General features: G+C 40.5%; 17 protein-coding genes. 11 read left to right on the top strand and 6 right to left on the bottom strand.

All coding sequences use genetic code 11. From position 1 onward, the window contains the following. Positions 1–80: 80 nt before the first annotated feature. The 4 genes from KTO63_RS20380 (at position 81) to KTO63_RS20365 (ending at position 4,981) form a co-directional block, all read left to right on the top strand. Entirely contained in the window at positions 81–1,001 is a 921-nt protein-coding gene (locus tag KTO63_RS20380; protein WP_217793799.1) for a TlpA family protein disulfide reductase, read from the top strand. 105 nt (positions 1,002–1,106) lie between these two features. Beyond that, complete coding sequence (locus tag KTO63_RS20375) at positions 1,107–1,976, top strand: TlpA family protein disulfide reductase (RefSeq protein ID WP_217793798.1); 870 nt, start codon at positions 1,107–1,109, stop codon at positions 1,974–1,976. 241 nt (positions 1,977–2,217) lie between these two features. Beyond that, on the top strand, positions 2,218–3,432 hold the full coding sequence (locus tag KTO63_RS20370) for a thioredoxin family protein (RefSeq protein ID WP_217793797.1): 1,215 nt from the start codon (positions 2,218–2,220) through the stop codon (positions 3,430–3,432). 394 nt (positions 3,433–3,826) lie between these two features. Beyond that, entirely contained in the window at positions 3,827–4,981 is a 1,155-nt protein-coding gene (locus KTO63_RS20365) for an acyl-CoA dehydrogenase (protein WP_217793796.1), read from the top strand. 138 nt (positions 4,982–5,119) lie between these two features. Here the strand turns inward: KTO63_RS20365 and KTO63_RS20360 are convergent, their stop codons facing one another. Then, complete coding sequence (locus KTO63_RS20360) at positions 5,120–5,599, bottom strand: YkgJ family cysteine cluster protein (protein ID WP_217793795.1); 480 nt, start codon at positions 5,597–5,599, stop codon at positions 5,120–5,122. 126 nt (positions 5,600–5,725) lie between these two features. On the opposite strand from KTO63_RS20360, the gene KTO63_RS20355 reads away from it, so the two are divergent. From KTO63_RS20355 to KTO63_RS20325, 7 genes are all read left to right on the top strand, one after another. After that, on the top strand, positions 5,726–6,628 hold the full coding sequence (locus tag KTO63_RS20355; protein ID WP_317195787.1) for a sterol desaturase family protein: 903 nt from the start codon (positions 5,726–5,728) through the stop codon (positions 6,626–6,628). Between the two features lie 130 nt (positions 6,629–6,758). Next, positions 6,759–7,637 (top strand): OmpA family protein, encoded by an 879-nt coding sequence (locus tag KTO63_RS20350; protein WP_217793793.1) that lies wholly within the window; start codon positions 6,759–6,761, stop codon positions 7,635–7,637. A gap of 245 nt (positions 7,638–7,882) precedes the next feature. Further along, positions 7,883–9,094 (top strand): ADP-forming succinate--CoA ligase subunit beta, encoded by a 1,212-nt coding sequence (sucC, locus tag KTO63_RS20345; RefSeq protein WP_217793792.1) that lies wholly within the window; start codon positions 7,883–7,885, stop codon positions 9,092–9,094. A 117-nt stretch (positions 9,095–9,211) separates the two neighbouring features. Further along, the gene (locus KTO63_RS20340; protein ID WP_217793791.1) at positions 9,212–9,454 is read left to right on the top strand and encodes a DUF6364 family protein; all 243 of its coding nucleotides are present in this window, start codon (positions 9,212–9,214) and stop codon (positions 9,452–9,454) included. Then, positions 9,444–9,863 carry a type II toxin-antitoxin system VapC family toxin gene (locus tag KTO63_RS20335; RefSeq protein ID WP_217793790.1) on the top strand — a complete coding sequence of 140 codons (420 nt, stop codon included), beginning with the start codon at positions 9,444–9,446 and terminating at the stop codon, positions 9,861–9,863. Before KTO63_RS20340 ends, KTO63_RS20335 begins: the two co-directional genes overlap by 11 nt. A 77-nt stretch (positions 9,864–9,940) precedes the next feature. Next, a complete protein-coding gene (locus KTO63_RS20330) occupies positions 9,941–11,197 on the top strand; it encodes a serine hydrolase (RefSeq protein ID WP_217793789.1) in 1,257 nt (418 codons plus the stop codon). A gap of 184 nt (positions 11,198–11,381) precedes the next feature. Continuing rightward, positions 11,382–12,449: a mechanosensitive ion channel family protein gene (locus tag KTO63_RS20325; RefSeq protein WP_217793788.1), complete on the top strand. Its 1,068-nt coding sequence runs from the start codon at positions 11,382–11,384 to the stop codon at positions 12,447–12,449. 53 nt (positions 12,450–12,502) lie between these two features. Here the strand turns inward: KTO63_RS20325 and KTO63_RS20320 are convergent, their stop codons facing one another. From KTO63_RS20320 to KTO63_RS20300, 5 genes are all read right to left on the bottom strand, one after another. Continuing rightward, complete coding sequence (locus tag KTO63_RS20320) at positions 12,503–13,117, bottom strand: peptidylprolyl isomerase (protein WP_217793787.1); 615 nt, start codon at positions 13,115–13,117, stop codon at positions 12,503–12,505. Between the two features lie 256 nt (positions 13,118–13,373). Next, positions 13,374–15,053, bottom strand: coding sequence for a glutamine--tRNA ligase/YqeY domain fusion protein (locus KTO63_RS20315; protein ID WP_217793786.1), 1,680 nt, complete (start codon positions 15,051–15,053; stop codon positions 13,374–13,376). A gap of 247 nt (positions 15,054–15,300) precedes the next feature. Next, on the bottom strand, positions 15,301–15,966 hold the full coding sequence (locus KTO63_RS20310) for a YggS family pyridoxal phosphate-dependent enzyme (RefSeq protein ID WP_217793784.1): 666 nt from the start codon (positions 15,964–15,966) through the stop codon (positions 15,301–15,303). 117 nt (positions 15,967–16,083) lie between these two features. Beyond that, the gene (locus KTO63_RS20305; protein ID WP_217793782.1) at positions 16,084–17,748 is read right to left on the bottom strand and encodes a hypothetical protein; all 1,665 of its coding nucleotides are present in this window, start codon (positions 17,746–17,748) and stop codon (positions 16,084–16,086) included. Between the two features lie 214 nt (positions 17,749–17,962). Continuing rightward, complete coding sequence (locus tag KTO63_RS20300) at positions 17,963–18,730, bottom strand: ABC transporter ATP-binding protein (RefSeq protein WP_217793780.1); 768 nt, start codon at positions 18,728–18,730, stop codon at positions 17,963–17,965. Positions 18,731–18,761 lie beyond the last annotated feature (31 nt).

Here is an 18,761-nt window from a genome sequence, read left to right as displayed (position 1 = left end):
TAGACCCTTTAAATCATTTGTGAGTATGACGGTCAAAACAAGAAAATAAAATAAAAAATCACTTTAGTAAAAAAATGAAAATGAAAATATCTCGTAAACAATTACTAGCGTTTGCAGTTGGTTTAACTGTGTGTGCGCAGAGTAGCTTTGCCCAGTCTGCAAAGTTCGTGAACATCGATTCAACAGCTCCATCCTTCAAAAATGCTGATTCAATTGCAGCGAGAAAGGCAGTTGTGTTGAATGGTTTGACAAATTTGGCTACAGCCACGCCGGAATTTAAGAAAGCCTTTAATGAAGCTGCGGCAGATAAAAATTACAAGTTGACGGACCAGGCATACTATACTGCAGAATACATTAACGTACCATTCGAACAATACAGGAAATTTTTGTTCGATCCTTCAGGAGAATGGGTTGATGATATGTATGGCGATATCAACTATAGCAAAAAAGCATTTGTGCTTCGCAGAGCAACTCCCGAAGAACAAGAGAAAAAAGTAGCGTCGCTTAAAGGATATTATGCACCTAAAAAAGGTACTTCCATTGCGCAAAACGATGTAGAAGTGAGCAAGCTTGTTGGTAGTGCGGCTCCTGATTTTACAGTTACCACCATCGACGGAAAAAAAGTAAGCATTAAAAGTCTGAAAGGAAAAGTTATTGTGTTGAACTTCTGGTTTACACAATGTCCTCCATGCAGAGAAGAGATGCCTAAACTCAACACCTTTGTTGATAAATACAAGAACAATAAAGATGTAGTGTTCCTCGCACCGGAAGTGGTTCCTGCAACAACAGTGGCAGACGTTCAGAAATTCCTGAAAAGAGTTCCTTTTGCTTACCAGGTGGCTTTAGGCGGTAAAGATGCTGCTGCGTTGTACCAGGTAAAAGTGTTCCCTGCCAACTTCGTGATCGACAAAAAAGGCATCGTTCGTATGGGATATGTAGGATACAATCCTTACACACTTGAAGAACTAGGTAAAACAATTCCAAAACTTATTGCAGAATAATAATCGAGAAACGTCAATCGTAAACAGGAAATCGTGAGGGTAGTTCAGGTGTGAATGAAACTCACGATTACGGTTGGCGTTTCACGACTTAATAAAAATCAAATCATGTTGGGTAGGAAAGTATTTAGTTTATCGGTTCTGGCTCTTTTGTCTTCAACTGGTGTGTTGCGTGCACAGACAGCAGTCGATAGCGCAAGCCAGGTGGAAGCAAGAAAAACGAAGTATTTGTCAGGATTGCAAAAAGTAAATTCTGATAAAGAATTGCATTACGCAGATTCTGTTTCAAATGTAAAAGGTGTTTCAGAGGCCGACATTATTTGCCTGTCACAGGACTTTCAAAAAGTGCATCGTTACGAATTTAAAAATCGTTTAGATCAAAGCGACTATAAATTAACGACAGACACTTACGTTGATTCCAGCTTTGTGGTCAGGCTAAAAGTTGCCAGAATAGCAACAAAGGAAGAGCAGGAGAAAGCGATTGAAGAATTCAGAAAACTGGTATTTGCAAAAACGCCTGAAAGCATTGAGCGTGAGAAAATAATTGCATCGCAAATGAACAAACCGGCACCCTTGTTTTCAGTAACGGATGTAGATGGCGTAAAGTATGACCTGCACGAATTGAAAGGAAAAGTAGTCGTGTTGAATTTCTGGTTCATTGGTTGTGCGCCTTGCAAAAAAGAAATGCCTGAACTGAATAAGCTGGTAGAAAAATACAAAGCCAAAGATGTAGTGTTTTTGGCGTTTGAAGTGAATGACAACAGTGCGGAAAAAATCAAAGCTGTAACGAGCGGTAATTTCAACTATACCATGATACCCGCTAAAAGAAACGGTATTTCAATTCAGTACAACATAAAAACATACCCCACTTCATACGTAATTGATCAATCGGGTATAATAAGATTTGGACTGGCAGCTTACAATCCGTTCAGATTACCGGAGATGGATAAAACAATTGAAACGCTTTTAAATCACTAAAGTGGAGACTTGTGAATAGGCAATCGTGAAAATAGTTTACAGCTCATGATCGGTACTTCACGGTTTGTCAATTCGCCATTCACCACACAGACACATAACATGAAATGAGCCATAAAAATTTTCGAGCAACTTTGTACAACTGCGATGAAAATTTTTGTTGCGAAACGTAGTTCGATGAGGCCAAAAACAATAATAGATAACTCATCAATAACATCTGGCCAAAAACAATAAAAATATGCAGATGAAATACTTTGCTTTTTGTATAATAAACGTGCTGACTTGCGTTGCATTGCATGCGCAGGATAGATCCATCAGCTTTGAACATAACAGCTCCTGGGCCGAAATTAAAGCCAGGGCAGCCAAAGAGAAGAAAGCAATTTTTCTGGATTGTTACACTAGCTGGTGCGGTCCATGTAAAAAGCTTGCCAAAGAAGTGTTTACAAGAAATGAAATAGCCGATTACTACAACGCCAATTTTATCAATGCATCAATTGACATGGAAAAAGGCGAAGGCCCGCAATTGGCAAAACAATATAACGTTCGCGCATACCCAACTTTGCTGTTTATTACTGCCGAAGGCAAATTGATCAGCCAGCAGATAGGCGCGGTCGACAGCAAAGTATTTCTTAGATTCGGAAAAATGTCATTGGGCGGAGATGCTCTTGAGTCGCTGATGGCCCAGTATAAAAAGGGCGACAGGAGTGTTGCATTTATGTCAAAGTTCATGACGCGGATGGAAGGGCTGCATGAAAACACAGGAGCAATAATAGAAGAATATTTCAGCAAAACACCAAAAGCAAAATGGCAAACCAAAGAAAACTGGTACTTTATAAATCGCTACGTTAGAACAGAGCAGTCGCCCGTTTTTCAATACGTACGTAAGAATCAAAAAAGCTACGAACAAAAATTCTCAGCCGATTCTGTGTCAGATTATTTTGTAGAAGTCTATCGCAACTCAATTCAAAAAGCAGCCAACACCATTTTTCCTGTTGAAGATTTAAAGGAGCTGAAAGACAGCCTCAATCAAATGAATTTTGCAGGAAGATACATGCTTGCCCTTGAGTGTGATGCCGCCTCTGCAGATCGCAGTAACGACTGGAAAGGCTACGTTGACGCTATGGAGGCCATTCTTACAAAATATCCCAAAAAAGATACATCGAGTCAGATAGACTGGTTAAATGCAACGTGCTGGAAGCTGCTGCAAAAATCTTCTGATCCATATGTGTTGCAAAAAGCATTAAAGCTGGCCGAGACATCAATGCAGTATAAGAAACCGGTATTCATGGATACGTATGCGAGTCTTCTTGTAGAGACTGGCAATTTCGATAAAGGAATAGAGATAGAGCAACAAATTATGGCGATGCTGAAAGTAAAAGCCGATCCCGACTTTTCAATTTCAGATTGCGATACACAACTCGAAAAATTTAACCGCAGGAAACTTGCGGTTGCAAAATAGTAGTAAACCTTAAGACACCACTCAAATGTCACCGTGGTCAGAGCGCTAAAAATCTTTTTCTCACGGTGATTTGGTTTTTATTAACCTGAGCCCCTAAAGGCCCTCATTCCTGAGGGGCTGGGGGCTCTTTTTTTTGTGGGATCGAACGCAGATTGTCATGATTTTCAAGATTTTCATGATTTTCCTTTTTATCCGGTTTTATCAAAAAATCGACGTTCCATATCGAAGCCATCTTGATGTGCTTACGCCATCGTCGTTTTCAAAACCTTCTTCTAATCATTACAAATCATGACAATCATGAAAATCTGCGTTTTTTTGTAAAAAAATTTACTAACGATCATTAGTTAGTGAAACAACTTTCTCTATATTTGGCAATAAATTTCAAATCGGCCATATGGATTTTCAATTGAACGAAGAGCACCTGATGATACAAAAAGCAGCAAGGGATTTTGCTCAAACTGAGTGTTTACCAGGTGTAATCGAAAGAGACGAATTACAAAAATTTCCGAAAGAACAGGTAGAGAAACTGGCAGATCTCGGTTTTATGGGAATGATGGTGGATCCAAAATACGGCGGTGCCGGCATGGACGCTATCAGCTATGTTCTTGCCATGGAGGAAGTGAGTAAAGTAGACGCCAGTGTAAGTGTTGCCATGAGCGTTAACAACAGCCTTGTTTGCTGGGGATTGGAAACATTTGGCAGTGAAGAACAAAAACAAAAATATCTCGTTCCTCTTGCGCAAGGCAAAAAGGACGGACAACTATATATTGGTGCATTTCTTTTAAGCGAACCAGAAGCAGGAAGCGATGCGAGTTCACAGCGTACGACTGCGGAAGACATGGGCGATCATTACTTGCTAAATGGTACCAAAAACTGGATCACCAACGGTAACTCTGCTTCAGTATATCTTGTAATTGCACAGACCGACCCAGCCAGAGGAAGCCACGGAATCAACGCGTTTATTGTAGATAAGAATTTGCCGGGTGTTGTGGTGGGTGCAAAGGAAAACAAAATGGGCATTCGCGGTAGTGATACCCATAGCATTTTGTTCAACGACGTGAAAGTGCCAAAAGAAAACAGGATTGGTGCAGATGGCTTTGGTTTCACATTTGCAATGAAAACACTGGCCGGCGGCCGTATTGGAATTGCATCCCAGGCATTGGGTATCGCAAGCGGTGCTTACGAACTGGCTTTGAAATACTCAAAAGAAAGAAAGGCATTTGGTAAAGAGATCATGCATCATCAGGCAATACAGTTCAAACTGGCAGACATGGCTACAAAAGTAGAAGCCGCAAGATTGCTCTGCCTGAAAGCTGCATGGGAAAAGGATCAGCAAAAAGATTACACACTTAGTTCTTCAATGGCGAAAGTATTTGCATCAGAAGCCGCCATGTGGGTGAGTACAGAAGCGGTTCAAATACACGGTGGTTATGGATTTGTAAAAGAATACCACGTAGAACGACTAATGCGGGACGCAAAAATTACCCAGATATATGAAGGCACCAGCGAGGTGCAAAGAATAGTGATCAGCAGGGCGATTCTTAAATAAACATGGAGAAAAAAGCAAAAAAAGTGCAACGTAAGTTGCACTTTTTAGTTGAGAATGGAGAGTTGAAAGTTGAGAGCTAATGGATATTTAAAAAATTCCACACTGAAAGCTTAACTCTCAATTCTCCACTCTAAATTCTCAACTCTTCATCAGTTTTTCGAGTACATAAAACACCGCCGGACAAAACGTTGAATTCTTCAGGGTAATATTCATTCTTTTTAAGATCACATCTTCATTGGTGTAGGGGAAACGCTCACAATCGGACGGGCGAACTTCATAAATACTGCAATAATTGTCGCTACCAAGAAATGGGCAGGGAGATTGTTTCACCACATAATCGCCATCGCTGTCGAGGCGAAGATATTTTTCAATAAAGTCACCCTCTTTTAGCTTCAGGTGTTTGCTAATGCGCTTAATATCAGGTGTTTTGAAGCGAGGAGAGTAAGTTTTACAACAGTTGGCACATTGCAGGCAGTCAACATGCGTAAATGCCTCTTCATGCAGGTCGGGAAGCTGTTTCAGCACCTTGTTCTTATCTGCCCGCTGCAAAAAACTTTTGTATTGTTTTTGCTTTTCGGCAGATTTCTTTTCCCAATTATGAAGAAGCTCTTTGCTCATGATAACGATTGAAATACAACTTATTATTAAATAAATGGCTGGTTAATAAGGTGGAATGGTTTGCTCGGTGTGCAATTAAACTGCAAATTTGCAGTTTATTTCCTAAAACTATTAAAAACCTTAGTTGTGCATTTTCGGGAACAGTTGCTTTTATTGATTAGTACGCCGCTATACATTTTTATTATCGGGCTGGAAATTGTATTGAGTAATCTTCGCAAACAGGAAACCTATACAGTAAAAGATACCTTTCAAAACGTTTATATGATGTTGCTGAACGGTGGTATCGACCTGGTTTTCAGAGCGATTTATGTCGGAGTGCTTGCCTGGTGCTATGCCCACAGAATTGTGGAGATCCATCATGTTATTGCATACTGGCTCATCCTGGTATTGTTTGAGGATTTTATGTACTACTGGCTGCATCGAATGGATCATACCCTCCGATTTTTATGGGCAGTGCATGTAACGCACCATTCGTCTCAAAAATATAATTTCACTACAGGTTTCAGATCATCCGTATTTGAGCCGCTATACAGATTCATATTTTTTCTGCCGCTGGCCTTTTGCGGATTTCAACCGCTGGATATAGTATTTATCTATTCCGCTACGCAAATCTGGGGAATTATGGTACATACTGAAAAAGTGGGCAAACTTGGATTTCTCGAATATATTCTTGTAACACCCTCACATCATAAAGTTCACCACGCTTCAAATCCCAAATATCTTGACAAGAACATGGGAATGCTGCTTATTTTCTGGGACAAACTTTTTGGAACATTTCAAAGAGAATTGTCAATAGAAGAGTATCAACCCATTCGTTTTGGTTTGACTTCCCCACTTGAAAAACAAAATCCGTTGTACCTGGTGTTTCATGAATGGGTGAGCATTTGGAAAGATGTAACGCAAAAAGGCATCTCACTAAAAGCGCGAATGGGTTACCTGTTCGGCGCGCCCGGGTGGAGCCATGATGGATCACGCCATACCAGCAACGACATGCGCCAGGAAGAAGATAGGTTATATTCAAAAAAATAAGGTCACGATCGATTCGGATTGCAACATTTTTATGTCCTTTTTTGACACAGTCAAATGGGAGATACTTCTAATTTTGCGACCCACATAAGTGAAAACACTTGCGTGTTTTTATTTGATCAAGACCTCTTTTATGAAAAAATATTTCACCGTAGCCTCATTAATACTTGTTGCGCTGACAAGTTGTGTAAGTAACAAAAAAGCAAACAGTTTACAAAAGCAACTTGAAGAGCAAAAAAGTGAACAGGTATCTCTCTTGCAAAAGCTTGACTCTATTGACGCCAGGAGAATTTCAAAAAGAAATAGTGGAGAACTGGACGAAATGACTGACTCTGCCACGTATCAGTACATCAGGCAACTTCGTGATAGTATTCAAATCCGCATTCAGCAATATGATGCGATCGCCTCCAACGGCTATAAAAACAAAAGAAGAAATAGAAAAGCTCAGGAGCATTTCAGTCATGTAAGCATGTTGTATAAAGCAGATCTTGAGAATGTGCTGTTTTTTGACGAACTCCTTGCTGCAAATACCTTTGCCAAACTAAACACAGCCGTTTTCTTTGGTTCTGGTCAATATAAAATAGAAAGCAATACAGAAGCAGAAAAAATGCTGGGAACAGTAACCGATGAAGTTTTGAGGTTTGCGGCGAAACATTCCGACAGAGAATTGCACGCTTCGTTTATAGTGTTAGGTTATGCAGATGAAGAAAACTTCACTCCCGGAAGCGAGCTTTACAAAGACCTTACAAAAAATATGTCTTCGCCATCCCCTGGCAGAATCCAGTTGAATGTTGAAATGTCGAACAGAAGAGCGAACGCCATTACAAGTATTCTTCGCGAACAATATAGATTGCAGCGCAGTTCGTTTCCGGTAAACAATCTTTCTGATTCTTTCTTTTCAATAGGCAAAGGAGAGCAATTGCCAGCAGGGAAAATTACAGATTACAAACCTGTCGACGAACGTAGAAGAGTGGTGTTAATATATTGGAGTGTGTTGCCGAAGAGGAAGTAGGGGCGAATCGCATTCGCCCAAATAATTGAAAAGGAGAATCGTCGATTTTAAAACGGTTCTCCTTTTTTATTGAGTGATGCTATTCGATATTATTTTAATATTAATTCAACAGTGGTGTTTGCAAGCCCTCACACATCTGTGCCCGACAGGTTACTTCCACACATTTTCACTTTCTAATTCCTAATTTCTAATTCCTAATTCCCGTTTAATCATTTTACCCTAAATTCGCACTCAAATATTCTGATATGAATCTTCATGAGTATCAAGCCAAAGAATTACTAAAGAAATATAATGTGCCGGTTCAGGAAGGTATTGCCTGCGACACTCCCGGCGAAGCAGAAGAAGCTTACAAACAAATTAAAACTCAGTATGGTGGTCCTTTTGCAGTTGTAAAAGCGCAGATCCATGCGGGTGGCCGTGGTAAAGGAAAAATTCGTGGATCAGAACAACGTGGTGTAGCGGTTGGCAAAAATGCAGAAGCTATTAAGGAGATCGCTCAAAATATTTTGGGTGGTACTTTGGTAACCATCCAAACTGGCGAAGCCGGCAAACTGGTGAACAAAGTATTGGTAGCTCAAGACGTATATTATGAAGGTCCTAATCCGGTAAAAGAATTTTACCTGAGTATCCTGTTGGATCGAGCAAAAGGACAAAATGTAATCATGTACAGCACCGAAGGTGGTATGGACATTGAAGAAGTTGCACACAACACTCCTGATAAAATTTTTAAAGAATGGGTTCACCCTGGTGGTGGTTTACAAGCCTTCCAGGCTCGCAAAATTGCTTTCAACCTCGGATTGAGCGGCGAAGCTTTTAAAAATTGCGTAAAATTTGTGACCAATCTTTACAATGCATATGTAGGTTTGGATTGCGGCATGCTTGAGATTAATCCATTGTTCAAAACAAGCGATGAAAAAATCATAGCAGTTGACTGTAAAATGAACCTTGATGATAATGCTTTGACTCGTCATCCTGACCTGGCTGCAATGCGTGACATCAGCGAAGAAGATCCTACAGAAGTAGAAGCAGGTAAATTCAACCTGAACTTCGTAAAATTGGATGGTAACGTAGGTTGTATGGTAAATGGTGCCGGTCTTGCAATGGCAACCATGGATATGATCAAATTGAGCGGTGGTGAGCCTGCAAACTTCCTTGACGTAGGTGGTACTGCAAATGCTCAAACTGTAGAAGCAGGTTTCCGCATCATCCTGAAAGATCCTAAAGTAAAAGCGATCCTGATCAACATCTTTGGTGGTATCGTACGTTGCGACCGTGTTGCGCAAGGTGTTATCGATGCTTACAGCAAAATGGGCAACATTACTGTTCCTATCATCGTTCGTTTGCAAGGTACAAATGCTGAAGAAGCTAAGAAGCTGATTGACGAGAGTGGCCTGAAAGTACAAAGTGCCATCTTGTTGAGCGAAGCGGCTGCATTGGTAAACAAGGCAGTAGCATAATTCTACAAAGAATCAATTTCTATATAGATCCCCCGTATTTCGGGGGATTTTTTGTGCCGGCTTACTTTATGCGCATAAAATTAAAATATGCGTATATTTGAGAAAGATTAAGAGCGTATGAAAACAAGACTAAATATTACAATAGAGGAATCGCTACTTGATAATGTAAAGAATTACGCATCGCGCAACAATGTTAGTGTTTCTGAGTTGGTAGAAAATTATTTAAAAAAGCTAATAAGACCTGCCAGGAAAAAGAGTATAATCGATGCTGTGGCTAAATTGAAAAAGCCCAATATTGACCCCAGTATCGATTTGAAGGAATTGTACTACAAAGAAAATGCAAAAAAATATGGGTTCTAAAATATTTCTTGATGCCAATATTCTTTTGGATTTTTTTCTCCAACGTCCAGGGCATGAGAAAATTAAAGAGATTTTTGAATTGATCGAAGATGAAAAGGTACAGGCGTTCATCACTCCTACAATTATACATATAGCCGGATATTTTTTGGTAAAGGAATATGGTAAAAAAGAGGCGAGAAATTTACTAATTACATTACTGACCAATGTGCAGGCAATAGATGCACCACATGAAATAACGTTGCTTGCCTTGAATTCCAAAATTGATGATATTGAAGATGCGTTGCAGTATTATGCCTCAATACACAATGAAATCAATTATTTCATAAGCCGGGATAAGCGCCTTAAAAAAGAAGCAATAGCCGCTCTGCCGGTTTTGACGCCGGATGAATTTATCACTGAATTTCTTTAGTGAGACAGAATAGCTAGGCAGATCAAATTTATCATAAATAGGATTTTCTCATTTAAAGTAATCGATAAAAATCTTGTATGTATAAATGGTTATCTTGTTTCATACCAATTTTTGTAGCTCTTGCAGGTTTGCAGGCTCAATCTCGCTCCGACGATTTCCTGCAAAAACTATTGATTGAAAAAGGCTCGCCCTTGTTATTGAATATCCTTGACAAGCCCGACAGCTTTCGATATCAGCTCATCTACACACAAATTGACAGGAGCAAACACAACAATCCAACCTTTACCAACTATTATTTACACGTAGATAAAGAACAGTATTTCAATCCGGCCTCAACAGTGAAATTGCCCATTGCCTTGCTGGCACTGGAAAAGCTTCATAAGCTGCGTGTGCCAATGGTTGATAAATACACTACCATGTTGCTCGACAGCTCTTACAGCAAGCAAACAAATGCATGGATCGATTCAACAAGCGAAAACAAGCTGCCGTCGGTTGCGCATTATGTTCGTAAGATATTTTTGATAAGCGATAATGATGCCTATAACAGATTATACGAGTTTGACGGTCAACAATACATCAATGACGCGCTGCAGAAAAAAGGCTATAGGAACACCGTTATAACCCGCTCTTTTGCTCCGATGAATGAAGATGAAAACCGCCACACGAGCCAGGTGAGATTTGTGAATGGAGATCATTTGCTTTACACGCAACCCGCAGCCTACAGCAATTTCAAATTTGATTTTTCAAAACAGATTAAAATCGGCAATGGACATTTAGATAGAAATGACAGCCTCATCATGCAGCCGATGGATTTTACCACACATAATAAGTTTGCCTTGACGGACATGCAGCAAATGTTGCAGGCCGTGTTGTTTCCTTCATCGGTAAGCAGTTCCAAACGATTTGATCTCTCTGATGATGACTATCGTTTCCTCTACAAATACATGTCGCAATATCCCTCTGAGACAAACTTTCCCAAATACGACACTACTGAATATTTTGACAGCTACACCAAATTCTTCTTCTTTAAAGCAGGCAAGAAAAAAATACCCCCTTATATAAGAGTGTTTAATAAAGCAGGCTGGAGCTATGGCTTTCTCACTGATGCTGCCTATGTTGTCGATTTTCTAAACGGTGTTGAGTTTATGCTGACAGCCACTATTTACACCAACAGCGACGGTATTTTAAACGACGATAAATACGACTATGACACGATCGGTTATCCCTTTTTTGAAGAAGTTGGCAACATCATCTATAACTACGAGCTGCAACGGCAAAAAAAGAATGCACCGGATCTTAGCAAGTTTGTGATGCAGTATGATAGTGTGAGGTAACCGCAGGTCAATAACTGAATAACTGAGTAACTGAATAACTGAGTAACTGAATAACTGAAAGTTTACATTCGATCATTCACTTTGAATTTCAATTACTCAGTTATTCGGTTATTCAGTTATTCAGCTTTGTCCTCATTCCCGGTACATCGTTTGTAATGTTTCTAGCATAATAAACCTGCCGCCCATGGACGAATTGCAAAGTGTATTTGGAAAGTTACCCGATTGGGTGTGGAACTTATTATTGGTAAGTGCGTCTATTATATTGGCGTTCATTATCAAATTTATACTATCGGTTTCGCTGCGGTATACAGCTGTGAAACCAGGACGGGATTATTCTTTGCCAAAATCCATTCTTAGCAATATTGGCAGGCCGTTTAACTATTTTCTTCCCGTGCTGGTATTCAATTTCATGTTGCCCTTTATGCGGGTAAGGCCTGCTTTTGAAAGCAACCTGGATAAAACAGTGAGTATTTTTTTAACCATTACGTTTGCAGCAGTACTCATTGGGTTGGTAAACGTTTTGCGAGACTATATTTATCATTCTTACGATATTTCAAAAGCGGACAATCTTCGTGAGCGGAAGATACGCACGCAGGTGCAGTTTATTTGGAGACTCATTGTAGGGATCATTGTTATTGTAACTATTTGCGCCGTACTGCTGAGTTTTGATGGGCTAAAAAAAATCGGAGCCGGGCTGCTTACCGGTGTGGGTGTTGGAGGTATCATTATTGGTTTTGCAGCGCAAAAATCGCTCGCTAATATTTTAGCAGGTTTTCAAATTGCTTTCACGCAACCCATACGCATTGACGATGTGCTGATCGTTGAAAATGAATGGGGGCGGGTAGAGGAAATTACGCTTACGTATGTGGTGATGAATTTGTGGGATAAGCGTCGCCTTGTATTACCCATTAACTATTTTATTGAAAAGCCCTTTCAAAACTGGACGCGCAATACATCCGATTTGCTTGGCTACGTTTATTTTTATGTAGACTATACAATGCCCATTGAACCTTTGCGTATAGAATACATGCGGCTTTTGGAACTATCACCTCTTTGGGATAGAAAAGTGGGCGTTGTGCAGGTAACGAACATTACAGAAAAAGTTATGGAAATCAGGACGCTGATGAGTGCTGCAAACTCGGGTCAGGCCTTTGATCTTCGCTGTTACATTCGCGAAAACATGATCACATACATTCAAAAAAACTTCCCGGACAATTTACCTAAAATGCGCATAGACGAGCTTAAAAAATAAATCCCCGCTCAATTGTCAAGCAGGGATTTGGACATGCTCTATACATAAATTCATTATCGTCCGTTTGCCCTAAGAATGGTCATCTCTTTTTTAAGATCATCGTCATAAGTTTTCTTTACAATGTAGTGCCATTGTTTATCGGGAACATCAACATAAAACACTTCGCCTGTCTTGTGTTTGGAAACGGCATCCTGGAATTCTTTCGGCATCATTTCCTCACCAAAGAACCAGCCCGTATCACCATGTGTGGTGTTACCGTCCATGGTGTATTGATCCGATAAGGCATCGAACGATTGTCCTGCATCGATCTTTTTTGCAATGATCTTTTTCATGCTGTCAACTTCCGCTGGGCTTAGACTTCCGCCATCCAGGAAAATGTAGCTGGCACGGTATTTAACAGACTCGTTTGATTCCAGCACCTTGTAGGTGGTATAACCCACGTTAAACACATTGCCCTTTGTTTGACGCAACAAGCGCTTTGCGATCATGGTAGTGTCCTTGCCCGCCACAACATTAAAGATGACCGGCTTGAGCGGCGCATTGGCATCAATAAATTTTTGAGCCTGCTCCATCGTTGAGATCTTTTGAAATTGTTCCGTAACGGTTGGCTGTGCAATAACAGCGGTAACAGAAAAAAACAGGAATACGGCAAAAAGGAGTTTTTTCATATATTTTCTTCTTTTGTTCTGAGATATAAAAAAAGTGCGGCAGTAAAGGGTAGGCGGTTATCTGAAGATAATGAATTTTTTCTGTTAGTGTGTTAGGGTTTTGCTAATTAGCTAACAACTAGTTATAACAAGAAAGAGAGGTAAAAGTTTGGAAAAATTTCTAATAATCAGAGGGCCCCGAATGTCAAACGCCTAACGCTAAACGCAGGGACTTGCGTTAGGCATTAGGCGTTTGGCTATAGGCTGCAAAAGAATACTATCCTTTCTTCACTTCTTTTGCCCAGGTATCTTTCAACGTCACCGTTCTATTAAATATCAATTTCTCTTCGGATGTATCTTTGTCAAGGCAGAAATAACCTTTTCTCAAAAACTGGTAGCGGTCTTCAAATTTAGACTGTGCCAGCGCAGGTTCAGCGTAAACAGTTTCGACTACTTCCAAAGAATTGGGGTTGATGTAATCTTTAAAGTCACCCTCTTCGCTGGATGGATCTTCCACTTTGAAAAGCCTGTCGTATAAGCGAACTTCTGCGTGAACAGCATGAGGGGCGCTTACCCAATGCAGGGTGCCCTTCACGTTGATGCCGCTCGTATCGCTGCCGCTTTTACTTTCAGGAATATAAGTGCAATGCAGTTCTGTAATGTTGCCGTCGGCATCTTTTACAAAATCGTCGCATTTAATGATGTACGCGCTTTTCAAACGCACCATTTGTCCCGGCGCAAGGCGGAAATACTTTTTAGGAGCTACTTCCATGAAGTCTTCTCTTTCAATAAACAATTCACGCGAAAAAGGAATGTCGCGATATGTTGTATTTGGATCTTCCGGATTGTCTTCGCCTTTCAGTATTTCAGATTTACCCTCTTCATAGTTGGTAATAATCACTTTTAATGGGTCAAACACCACCATTCTGCGATGCGCCGATTTATTCAGGTCTTCACGGATGCAGAATTCCAGCAACGACACATCGATGAGGTTTTCGCGTTTGGCAACACCTATTTTTTCTGCAAAGGTCCGGATGCTTTGCGGTGTGTAACCACGACGACGGAATCCGCTGATGGTTGACATTCGCGGATCATCCCAGCCGGTAACGTGTTTTTCCTCCACCAGTTGCTTCAGTTTGCGCTTACTCATTACCGTGTAGGTAAGGTTAAGTCGGGAAAACTCATATTGGTGGGATGGGAAAATGGCCAGATTCTCAATGAACCAGTCGTACAGCGGGCGGTGAGGAATGAACTCCAGCGTACAAACGGAATGCGTGATATTCTCAATACTATCGCTTTGGCCGTGTGCAAAATCGTACATCGGGTAGACGCACCATTTGTCGCCCGTACGGTGGTGATGCGCATGCTTGATGCGATACATGATCGGGTCGCGCATGTGCATGTTTGGCGAAGCCAGATCTATTTTGGCACGCAAAACTTTTTCGCCGTCCTTGTACTTGTCGGCACGCATGTCCGCAAAAAGTTGAAGGTTTTCCTCCACACTTCTTGAGCGGTATTGATTGGGAACGCCCGGTTCTGTAGGTGTGCCTTTTTGTTTGGCTATTTCTTCTGCAGAACTATCATCCACATAAGCAAAACCTTTTTTAATCAGCTCCACGGCAAAGTTGTAAAGCTGTTCAAAATAATCTGACGCATACAACTCATTGGCCCATTCAAAACCGAGCCAGCGAACGTCATCTTTTATACTGTCTACATATTCTGTATCTTCTGTAACCGGATTGGTGTCATCGAAACGGAGATTGGTTTTGCCGCCGTATTTCTGCGCCAGACCGAAGTTCAAGCAAATACTTTTGGCATGGCCAATGTGCAGGTAACCATTGGGTTCCGGAGGAAAACGTGTTAAAATGCTTTTGTAACGACCGTTCTTTAGATCCTCTTCCACAATTTCTTCAAGAAAATTGAGTGATTTTTCTTCTTCTTTCTTAATCTCGCTCATATTTAAAAAATGCCTTTTGGGCTTGCGAATTTAAGCAAATGTGAGGAAGATAGCACACAGATGACGCAGATTGGACTGATTTACACGGATTTTGAAGAAAGAACGCAGATTGTCATGATTTTCATGATGAGTTAAGATTGGGAATAATGTGAAATTCGTTCTTACACATCATCCTCACGGTTTTGCAAAAAGATTCAAGAAAATCATAATAAATCATGACGATCTTGAAAATCTGCGTTCCGATGCCCTACTTCCTCGCGCCGAACAGCAGACTTCCAATTCTTACCATGGTACTGCCTTCTTCAATGGCAAGCTGGTAATCACCGCTCATGCCCATGGAAAGAATGGTGGGCTGACAATTGGCTGGAAGTTCCCGGGATTTTAATTTATTGAAGATCGTTTTGAGGTTACTAAACTCGGTTCTCACTTTTGAAAGATCATCTGAAAAAGAGGCCATTCCCATTAATCCTGTAACACGCACATTTTGCAATGATGAAAGATTGGCGACGATTTCCTGCAATTCATTTTCATCCAGTCCAAATTTTGATTCTTCCTGTGCGATATAAACTTGCAAAAGGCAATCAATAACGCGATTGTTTTTTGCGGCCTGTTTATTTATTTCCTGCAACAACTTTAAACTATCTACGCCATGAATGAGGTAAACAAAAGGCGCAATGTATTTTACTTTATTGCTTTGCAAATGACCGATGAAATGCCAGTGGATATCTGCCGGTAGGGCTGGCTGTTTTTCTGTAATTTCCTGCACATAGTTTTCTCCAAAATCCTTTTGTCCTGCATCGTACAATGTCCTGATATCTTCCACCGGTTTTGTTTTAGAAACAGCAACCAGTTGCACACTTGTAGATTTTAGCTCGTCAATTATGCTATTATACGCCTCGATATTTACAGCCATGGAATAATTTGAAAATTTGAGAATTTGGAAATTTGAAAATGCTCGTGATGCAAACTGCCTTTATAAAATATTTAGCAAGTTACACAGAATGCATTTTCAAATTTCTATATTTTCAAATTAGGCGGTGACAATCCGCCGCCACGGCAATCTTTGCAGGTTTCTAAGAATTGCTATAACTCCTGCCACAAGGAAAGGGATGACTGCGTAGAAAATTATTGGGAATTTTATCAGCACATAATGAATGCCGATCAGTGCGCCGATCATTACCATTTGTACGAGTACCACCACTACCTTTCCTGTTTGCTGTTGTGTGCTTGGCTGCCGGGAAAATGGGAGATAATGCGGCGTTAGTGCTGCCATGATGAAAAAGCAAAGTATATTATTACAAAGGCCAAAAAAGAAATCATCAACTACGGCCCAGTGCCAGATGTACAATGCCAGAACAAACATGATTAAATAGGCGGGCAGAAAATATTTTACCAGCAGTGCCTTCAACGAGCCGGTTAATAATTCGCCTGGTTTATCAACAGGTGTGCTGTAAAAGATCCATGAAGCCTGGAAGTTTTCGTTGAATGCCATCACCATAATTCCCATTGAAATGGTGAACAATGGGACATAGATCAGTACAAGAAAATTCGAACTGGCGGGTAAATTTTCCCAGCTTTCACCAATGCTTTGATTGCTTCTGAAAACAAACACAAATACAAAAATGAGTATATATGCAAGGCTCGGGTAGAACTGCAGTCGAAACTGTTTATCGCGTCCTGTTATTTTCCATGTCATTTCAAAAGCGCTTCGCTCGAAACCTTTTTTGCAAACAAGCGTAGAAAGCTTTTGCGCAATGGATCGTTTTTGAACATTATTGTCTGTTCCTTTTGATACTTCAACAGCATCGTTGTTAAGGACAGACAGTTTTTTAGAAAAATACGGTGCGAGGTATTTGTTCAATACCCAAAAAGTGATCACAGGCATGCCGATGGCGAGTGCAGCCATTAAAATATGCAGACGATCAAATGAAAGTGAATGCAATCCGTCCAGCAAAAGCGCCATCCAAACCGGAGGAAGAAAATAAGCGTACCAATGCAATTCAAACGAACCTGCCAATGATTTAAAATTGATGATGCGTGGAACAATTTGATAAGCCATCGCAAAAAAGATGGTCATGAATATTTGAAAGTAGGTAACGATCTCTTTTATTTTTTGCTCATTGCTAAAACGAAGCATGATGAGATAAAAAAGATAAGTGGTAAACACGGCCAACAAAACAGTAAGGAATGTCGTGACGCAAAACCCAATACCGGTGAGCGGTCCATACTTGAAGAATGTAAATGCAATAGGAAACAGGCTGAGTGCAATGGTGAATTGCAAGAGATAGATCATAATGTGCACCAGCCTCGCCATGAAAATTGTTTTGCTGGAAACAGGACGCGAAAGTATGATCTGGTTATCGGCGGTGTCGAGCAAAACGGTTGAGAAATCTGTGATCAATGTCATGGCCATCATGAACAGCACATAAGTGTGAAATATGATCATGCACAACAAAAATGACGGCAGTGCGAAGACCAGGAAACCTATCATCAAGCCGAAGAAGCCATATATCAGCAAAACGGTGTTTAGATGATTGCGATTTTCTTTTTGCTTCGCACTCTTATAATTCAAATACACACGACGTGTATCCATTGTAAGCTTTGCTTTTACAATGATCATCATTTTATCAAAGTCAACCTCCGTGGGCATTAGAGAGCGGAAGAGATAGACTAGTTTTAAGAGCAGTTTGTTCAAGGCAATTAATAATTAATAATTAGTAATTAATAGAGAGGCACTCGAAGGATATTCAATTAAGAATTCTTTCTGTGTGACACAATAGCATTTATTCGTTGGCTACTCTGTGTGTCAGATTTGTGAGTGCCTTCGGAAAAATCCGTGTAAATCAGTCTAATCCGTGTCATCTGTGTGCTCTCTCATTTTCAAATTTTCAAATCCCCAAATTTTCAAATTATTTCAACGCTTCCACAAATTCGCCCGCCGTTGATTGGTGTTGTTCGTTGCCGGTAAGGGATGTGAAGATCGTTTCCAGGGAACCTTTATGCGCTTCGGATCGAAGTGTTTCAAAGCTGCCATCAGCAATCACTTCGCCTTTATAGATGATCACGATTCGGTCACTTATTTTTTCCACCACATCCATAATGTGCGACGAGTAGAAGATGGTTTTTCCTGCAAGTTTTAATTGCAATAAAATTTCCTTCACCAATATCACAGCGTTTGCGTCAAGTCCACTTAACGGTTCATCAAGGAAAATAATATCTGGATTGTGGATGAGTCCGGAAATGAGCAGCACTTTCTGGCGCATTCCTTTGCTGAAATTATTCATGCGAACATTTGCTTTATCATGCAGATCGAACAGGCGCAGAAGTTCATTGGTTTTACGATCAATAGTTGCTTCATCCAGTTGATACAAGCCTCCTACAAAACGCAAATATTCTACGGGCGTGAGCACCTCATACAACACTGCATTTTCAGGAATGTATCCGATGCGTTGTTTTACGTCGATCGCATTTTTACGAATGTCCATGCCGAGTACATTTACATCACCTTCAAACTCCTGTATGATACCGGTGAGAATTTTTATCGTTGTGCTTTTTCCAGCGCCATTAGGGCCAATGTAACCGATGATCTGACCGCTGTCAAAATCGAGGTTGATATTTTTCAATACATAATTGCCGCTGTATTCTTTTTTCAAATTGCTGATATGAATCACGCTCATGGCAAGATTTTAGAACTGAAATTTAGCAAAT

The organism is Pinibacter aurantiacus, assembly GCF_019130065.1.
In the GTDB taxonomy this organism is placed as follows: domain Bacteria; phylum Bacteroidota; class Bacteroidia; order Chitinophagales; family Chitinophagaceae; genus Pinibacter; species Pinibacter aurantiacus.
This window is presented reverse-complemented; position numbering and strand designations above follow the sequence as displayed.

Excerpts from the sequence above, each read along its gene's own strand:
- KTO63_RS20380 (WP_217793799.1), top strand. The coding sequence starts at position 81 with ATGAAAATATCTCGTAAACAATTACTAGCGTTTGCAGTTGGTTTAACT.
- KTO63_RS20375 (WP_217793798.1), top strand. The coding sequence starts at position 1,107 with ATGTTGGGTAGGAAAGTATTTAGTTTATCGGTTCTGGCTCTTTTGTCT.
- KTO63_RS20370 (WP_217793797.1), top strand. The coding sequence starts at position 2,218 with ATGAAATACTTTGCTTTTTGTATAATAAACGTGCTGACTTGCGTTGCA.
- KTO63_RS20365 (WP_217793796.1), top strand. The coding sequence starts at position 3,827 with ATGGATTTTCAATTGAACGAAGAGCACCTGATGATACAAAAAGCAGCA.
- KTO63_RS20360 (WP_217793795.1), bottom strand. The coding sequence starts at position 5,599 with ATGAGCAAAGAGCTTCTTCATAATTGGGAAAAGAAATCTGCCGAAAAG.
- KTO63_RS20350 (WP_217793793.1), top strand. The coding sequence starts at position 6,759 with ATGAAAAAATATTTCACCGTAGCCTCATTAATACTTGTTGCGCTGACA.
- sucC (WP_217793792.1), top strand. The coding sequence starts at position 7,883 with ATGAATCTTCATGAGTATCAAGCCAAAGAATTACTAAAGAAATATAAT.
- KTO63_RS20340 (WP_217793791.1), top strand. The coding sequence starts at position 9,212 with ATGAAAACAAGACTAAATATTACAATAGAGGAATCGCTACTTGATAAT.
- KTO63_RS20335 (WP_217793790.1), top strand. The coding sequence starts at position 9,444 with ATGGGTTCTAAAATATTTCTTGATGCCAATATTCTTTTGGATTTTTTT.
- KTO63_RS20330 (WP_217793789.1), top strand. The coding sequence starts at position 9,941 with ATGTATAAATGGTTATCTTGTTTCATACCAATTTTTGTAGCTCTTGCA.
- KTO63_RS20325 (WP_217793788.1), top strand. The coding sequence starts at position 11,382 with ATGGACGAATTGCAAAGTGTATTTGGAAAGTTACCCGATTGGGTGTGG.
- KTO63_RS20320 (WP_217793787.1), bottom strand. The coding sequence starts at position 13,117 with ATGAAAAAACTCCTTTTTGCCGTATTCCTGTTTTTTTCTGTTACCGCT.
- KTO63_RS20315 (WP_217793786.1), bottom strand. The coding sequence starts at position 15,053 with ATGAGCGAGATTAAGAAAGAAGAAGAAAAATCACTCAATTTTCTTGAA.
- KTO63_RS20310 (WP_217793784.1), bottom strand. The coding sequence starts at position 15,966 with ATGGCTGTAAATATCGAGGCGTATAATAGCATAATTGACGAGCTAAAA.
- KTO63_RS20300 (WP_217793780.1), bottom strand. The coding sequence starts at position 18,730 with ATGAGCGTGATTCATATCAGCAATTTGAAAAAAGAATACAGCGGCAAT.